Origin of the sequence: Actinomadura sp. HBU206391, from assembly GCF_014323665.1 — a bacterium.
In the GTDB taxonomy this organism is placed as follows: Bacteria; Actinomycetota; Actinomycetes; order Streptosporangiales; family Streptosporangiaceae; genus Actinomadura_C.
Genome location: NZ_JABVEB010000329.1, coordinates 1 through 5,287, shown reverse-complemented (window position 1 = coordinate 5,287; position 5,287 = coordinate 1). Strand labels below are relative to the sequence as shown.

3 protein-coding genes are annotated in these 5,287 nt (G+C 68.2%); 2 read left to right on the top strand and 1 reads right to left on the bottom strand.

What is annotated here, in order from left to right:
- Window positions 1-3,349, top strand: a 3,349-nt coding sequence (locus HKK72_RS35560) for a HAMP domain-containing protein (protein ID WP_187238797.1), incomplete at its 5' end; no start/stop codon positions are given.
- Window positions 3,350-3,391: 42 nt separating this feature from the next.
- Entirely contained in the window at window positions 3,392-4,054 is a 663-nt protein-coding gene (locus HKK72_RS35555; protein ID WP_187238796.1) for a two-component system response regulator, read from the top strand.
- Window positions 4,055-4,126: 72 nt separating this feature from the next.
- Here HKK72_RS35555 and HKK72_RS35550 read toward each other — a convergent pair.
- Window positions 4,127-5,287, bottom strand: a 1,161-nt coding sequence (locus HKK72_RS35550) for a glutamate--tRNA ligase (protein ID WP_187238795.1), incomplete at its 5' end; no start/stop codon positions are given.

The window sequence follows — 5,287 nt, the reverse complement described above, 5'->3', positions numbered from 1 at the left end:
CGGCACCGAGGGCAACCTCGGCGGCCAGGCAAACGTGCGCGGGGTCAGCGGGGTCTGGAAGGACCTCACCGACAACGTCAACGGCATGGCGGGCAACCTCACGACCCAGGTGCGCAACATCGCCCAGGTCTGCACCGCCGTGGCCCAGGGAGACCTCAGCAAGAAGATCACCGTCGACGCGCGCGGCGAGATCCTGGAGCTGAAGCAGACCGTCAACACGATGGTGGGCCAGCTCTCGGCGTTCGCCGACGAGGTCACCCGGGTCGCGGGCGAGGTGGGCACCGAAGGCCGGCTCGGCGGCAAGGCCCAGGTGCGCGGGGTCAGCGGGGTCTGGAAGGACCTCACCGACAACGTCAACGGCATGGCCTCCAACCTCACCTTCCAGGTCCGCAACATCGCCCAGGTGACCAAGGCGGTCGCGCACGGCGACCTGAGCAAGAAGATCACGGTCAACGCCCAGGGCGAGATCCTGGAGCTCAAGGACACCGTCAACACGATGGTCGACCAGCTCTCGGCGTTCGCCGACGAGGTCACCCGCGTCGCCCGTGAGGTCGGCACCGAGGGGCGGCTCGGCGGCCAGGCCCAGGTACGCGGGGTCAGCGGGGTCTGGAAGGACCTCACCGACAACGTCAACGGCATGGCCGGCAACCTGACCTACCAGGTGCGCAACATCGCCCAGGTCTGCACCGCCGTGGCCCAGGGAGACCTCAGCAAGAAGATCACCGTCGACGTCCGGGGCGAGCTGCTCGACCTGAAGGACACCATCAACACCATGGTCGACCAGCTCTCGGCGTTCGCCGACGAGGTCACCCGCGTCGCCCGCGAGGTCGGCACCGAGGGCAACCTCGGCGGCCAGGCCAACGTGCACGGCGTGAGCGGGGTCTGGAAGGACCTCACCGACAACGTCAACGGCATGGCCTCCAACCTCACCTTCCAGGTCCGCAACATCGCCCAGGTGACCACCGCCGTCGCCACCGGCGACCTCAGCAAGAAGATCGACGTCGACGCGCGCGGCGAGATCCTCGAGCTCAAGACCACCATCAACACCATGGTCGACCAGCTGTCGTCCTTCGCCTCCGAGGTCACCCGCGTCGCGCGCGAGGTCGGCAGTGAGGGGCGGCTCGGCGGGCAGGCCGAGGTCGAGGGCGTGTCGGGCACCTGGAAGCAGCTGACGCAGAGCGTGAACGAGCTGGCCTCCAACCTGACCACCCAGGTCCGCGCGATCGCCGAGGTGGCGAGCGCGGTCGCCACCGGCGACATGACCCGCGCGATCTCCGTGGAGGCCCGTGGCGAGGTCGCCGAGCTCAAGGACAACGTCAACCTGATGGTGGCCAACCTGCGCGAGACCACCCGGGCCAACGAGCAGCAGAACTGGCTCAAGTCCAACCTGGCCCGGATCGGCGGGCTCATGCAGGGACACCGCGACCCCATGCAGGTCGCGGGTCTCATCATGAGCGAGCTGACGCCGACCGCCTCGGCGCAGTACGGCGCGTTCTACCTCGCCCACCGCGTCGGCGACACGACCGAGCTGACACTGCTCGCCGGGTACGGCCTGAATCGGGACACGCTCGGTTCGGTGGGATTCGCCCTCGGCGAGGGCCTGGTCGGCCAGGCGGCGCTCGAACGCCGCACTATCCTGCTCACCGACGCCCCCGAGGGCTACATCACGGTCGGCTCGGGCCTCGGCAAGTCGGCGCCGGCGAACGTGATCGTGCTGCCGATCCTGTTCGAGGGCGAGGTGCTCGGTGCGATCGAGCTGGCGTCGTTCAGTCCCTTCACGGATGTGCACCTGGCCTTCTTCGACCAGTTCACCGAGACCATCGGCGTCACGATCAACGCCATCATCGCCAACACCCGCACCGAGTCGCTGCTCTCGGAGTCGCAGCGGCTGACGCAGGAGCTACAGGAACGTTCCGACGAGCTGCAGCGCCAGCAGGGCGAGCTGCGCCGGTCCAACGCCGAACTGGAGGAGAAGGCCGCTCTGATGGCGAAGCAGAACCGCGCCATCGAGATCCAGAACTTCCAGATCGAGCAGGCCCGGCGGACGCTCGAGGAGCGCGCCGAGCAGCTCGCGATGTCGTCGCGGTACAAGTCCGAGTTCCTCGCCAACATGTCCCATGAGCTCCGGACGCCGCTCAACAGCCTGCTGGTGCTCGCCAAACTGCTGTCCGAGAACACCGAGGGCAACCTCAGCTCCAAGCAGGTGGAGTTCGCCAGGACGATCTACGACTCGGGCACCGACCTGCTCCAGCTGATCAACGACATCCTGGACCTGTCCAAGGTCGAGGCCGGGAAGATGGAGGTTCATCCGCACCGGCTCGCGCTCAGCAAACTGGTGGACTACGTTGATGCGACGTTCCGCCCGCTGGCGGTGGACAAGGGGCTCGCATTCGAGGTCGAGGTGGCGGCGTCCATGCCCGAGGTGCTCTACACCGACGAGCAGCGGCTCCAGCAGGTGCTGCGCAACCTGCTGTCGAACGGCGTCAAGTTCACCTCGAGCGGTGAGGTCAGGCTGACCATCGGCCCGGCCGACGGGACCGAGTTCATCTCACCGGAGCTGCGCGACGCCAGCGGGGTCATCGCCTTCGAGGTCATCGACACCGGGATCGGCATCAGCGACGACAAGCTGCAAGTCATCTTCGATGCGTTCCAGCAGGCGGACGGCACCACGAGCCGCCGATACGGCGGCACCGGGCTCGGCCTGTCCATCAGCCGGAACATCGCCAGGCTGCTGGGCGGTGAGATCCATGCCAAGAGTGAGCTCGGCCGCGGCAGCGCCTTCACGCTGTTCCTCCCGCCGGACTACCCCGACCAGGACGGTCAGCGCCGCCCCATGGTCTGGGACCGGCCCGCGCAGAACGGGGAGATGAACGGCCGGTCCCTGCCGGCCGAGGTCAAGAGCGGCCCCAGCCCGACGGAGTCGCTCGCCGACCTGTTCAAGGAGGCGCCCGCCGAGCATCTCGACACCGTGTTGTCCGAGCGCAGGGTGCTCATCGTCGACGACGACGTGCGCAACGTCTTCGCGCTCACCAGCGTGCTCGAAGGCTACGGCCTGGACGTGCTGTACGCCGAGGACGGCGAGGCGGGCATCGAGGTGCTTCAGCGCAACCCCGACATCGCCCTGGTGCTCATGGACGTCATGATGCCCGGGCTCGACGGTTACGCGACGACGGAGGCCATCCGGAAGATGCCGCAGTTCTCCGAACTGCCGATCATCGCCATCACCGCCAAGGTGATGAAAGGAGACCGGGAGAAGAGCCTCGCCTCAGGGGCCTCGGACTACATTCCGAAACCCGTCGATGTTGATCATCTGCTCGATGTCATGCGGACCTGGCTGCAGCGCGTGTGACGGCGCTCGGCTCCGCGGACGGGGTTACGAGAGAGGTCGTGTGTGGACGACAAGGCAAAGATCCTGCTGGTGGACGATAGGGAGGAGAACCTCATCGCCCTCGAGGCGATCCTGAGTTCACTCGATCAGGACCTGGTGCGGGCCACCTCCGGGGAGGAGGCCCTCAAGGCACTGCTCACCGACGAGTACGCGGTGATCCTGCTGGATGTCGTCATGCCCAGCATGGACGGGTTCGAGACGGCCCGTGACATCAAGCGGCGCAAGAAGACCAGAGACGTCCCGATCATCTTCCTCACCGCGGTCAACAGCGACCCCGACTACGCCTTCCGCGGTTATGCGGCGGGAGCCGTGGACTTCATCGCCAAGCCGTTCGACCCGTGGGTTCTGCGCGCGAAGGTGTCGGTGTTCGTCGAACTGCACAACAAGAACCGGCAGTTGCGCGAGCAGGCTGCACTGCTGCGGGAACAGGCGACGCTGCTGCGCACCAGCCGGCCCGACCTCGGCGCGATGCCGTCATCGGAGCACGTGGAGCCGTTGGCCCACGTGTCCACGCGGCTCACGGCCGTGGAGGAGCAGGTGTCGGTGCTGACCGCGCACGCGCCGCCGGGTCTCGAGCAGGTGGTCGACGAGCTGGACAGCCGGGTGGCCGAGTTGCGCATGGCGTTCGACCCACTTCGCATGTCCCGCCCGGAGTCGACGGACTGATCGGCGGTGCGCCGACCGCCCCGACCGCCTCGAGCGCGCCGGTCCGGACGGGCGGTCAGGCTTCCGGGGCGATCAGGCCTCTGCGGTGAGACGGGTCCGGGCCGCCGCGATGCGGGCCAGCGTCGCGTCCCGCCCGATGATCTCCAGCGATTCGAACAGCGGCAGGCCGACCGTACGGCCGGTGACCGCGACCCGCACCGGGGCCTGGGTCTTTCCGAGCTTCAGCCCGTGCGCCGTACCGACCCGCTCCAGCCGGTCCTTCAGCTCCTCGGCCTGCCAGGGCGCGTCGCGGTAGGCCTCTTCGGCGGCGGCGAGGATCTCGGCGGCGGGGCCCTTCATGCCCTTGGCCCACGAGGCCTCGTCGGTGACGGGCTCGTCGAGGAAAGCGAAGTCGACCAGATCGGTGATCTCCGACAGCACGGCCAGCCGGGTCTGCGCCAGCGGCGCCAACTGGGCGAAGACGGCGGCGTCGAACTCCCACGGCGCGCTCCGCAACCACGGGCCGCACTCCTCGATGAACCGGTCGATCGGCAGTGCCCGGATGTACTCCCCGTTGATCGCCCGCAGCTTCTTGACGTCGAAGAACGCCGGCGAGGCATTGACGTTCTCGAGCCGGAACTCACTCTCGATCACGTCCCACGGAACGATCTCGCGGTCGCCGGACGGCGCCCAGCCGAGGAGCATGAGGTAGTTGCGCATCGCCTCGGCCAGGTAGCCCTCGGCCTGGTAGTCCTCCAGGGCCACCTTGTCGCGCCGCTTCGACAGCTTCTGCCGCTTCTCGTTGACGATCACCGGGACATGCGCCCAGATCGGCGGCTCGACGCCGAGCGCGTCCCACAGCAGCTGCTGCTTGGGCGCGTTCGACAGGTGCTCCTCGCCCCGGACGACGTGGGTGATGCCCTGCTCCATGTCGTCGACCGCGTTAGCGAGCAGGAACGGCACCGATCCGTCCGCCCGGGCGATGACGAAATCCTCCAGCAGCGCGTTCTCGAAGATCGGCTCGCCGCGGATCAGGTCGACGACCGTGGTCTTGCCCTCGTCGGGGGTGCGGAACCGCACGGCGCGGCCCGCACCGGGCCCGAGGCCGCGGTCGCGGCAGAACCCGTCATAGCCCTTGTGCGTGTCGCCGGTACGGGCGACCACCTCGTCGCGGGTGCACCCGCAGTAGTAGGCCCGGCCCTGCTCCAGCAGGGACCGCACCGCCTCCTGGTGCTTGTCGGCGCCGGCGGACTG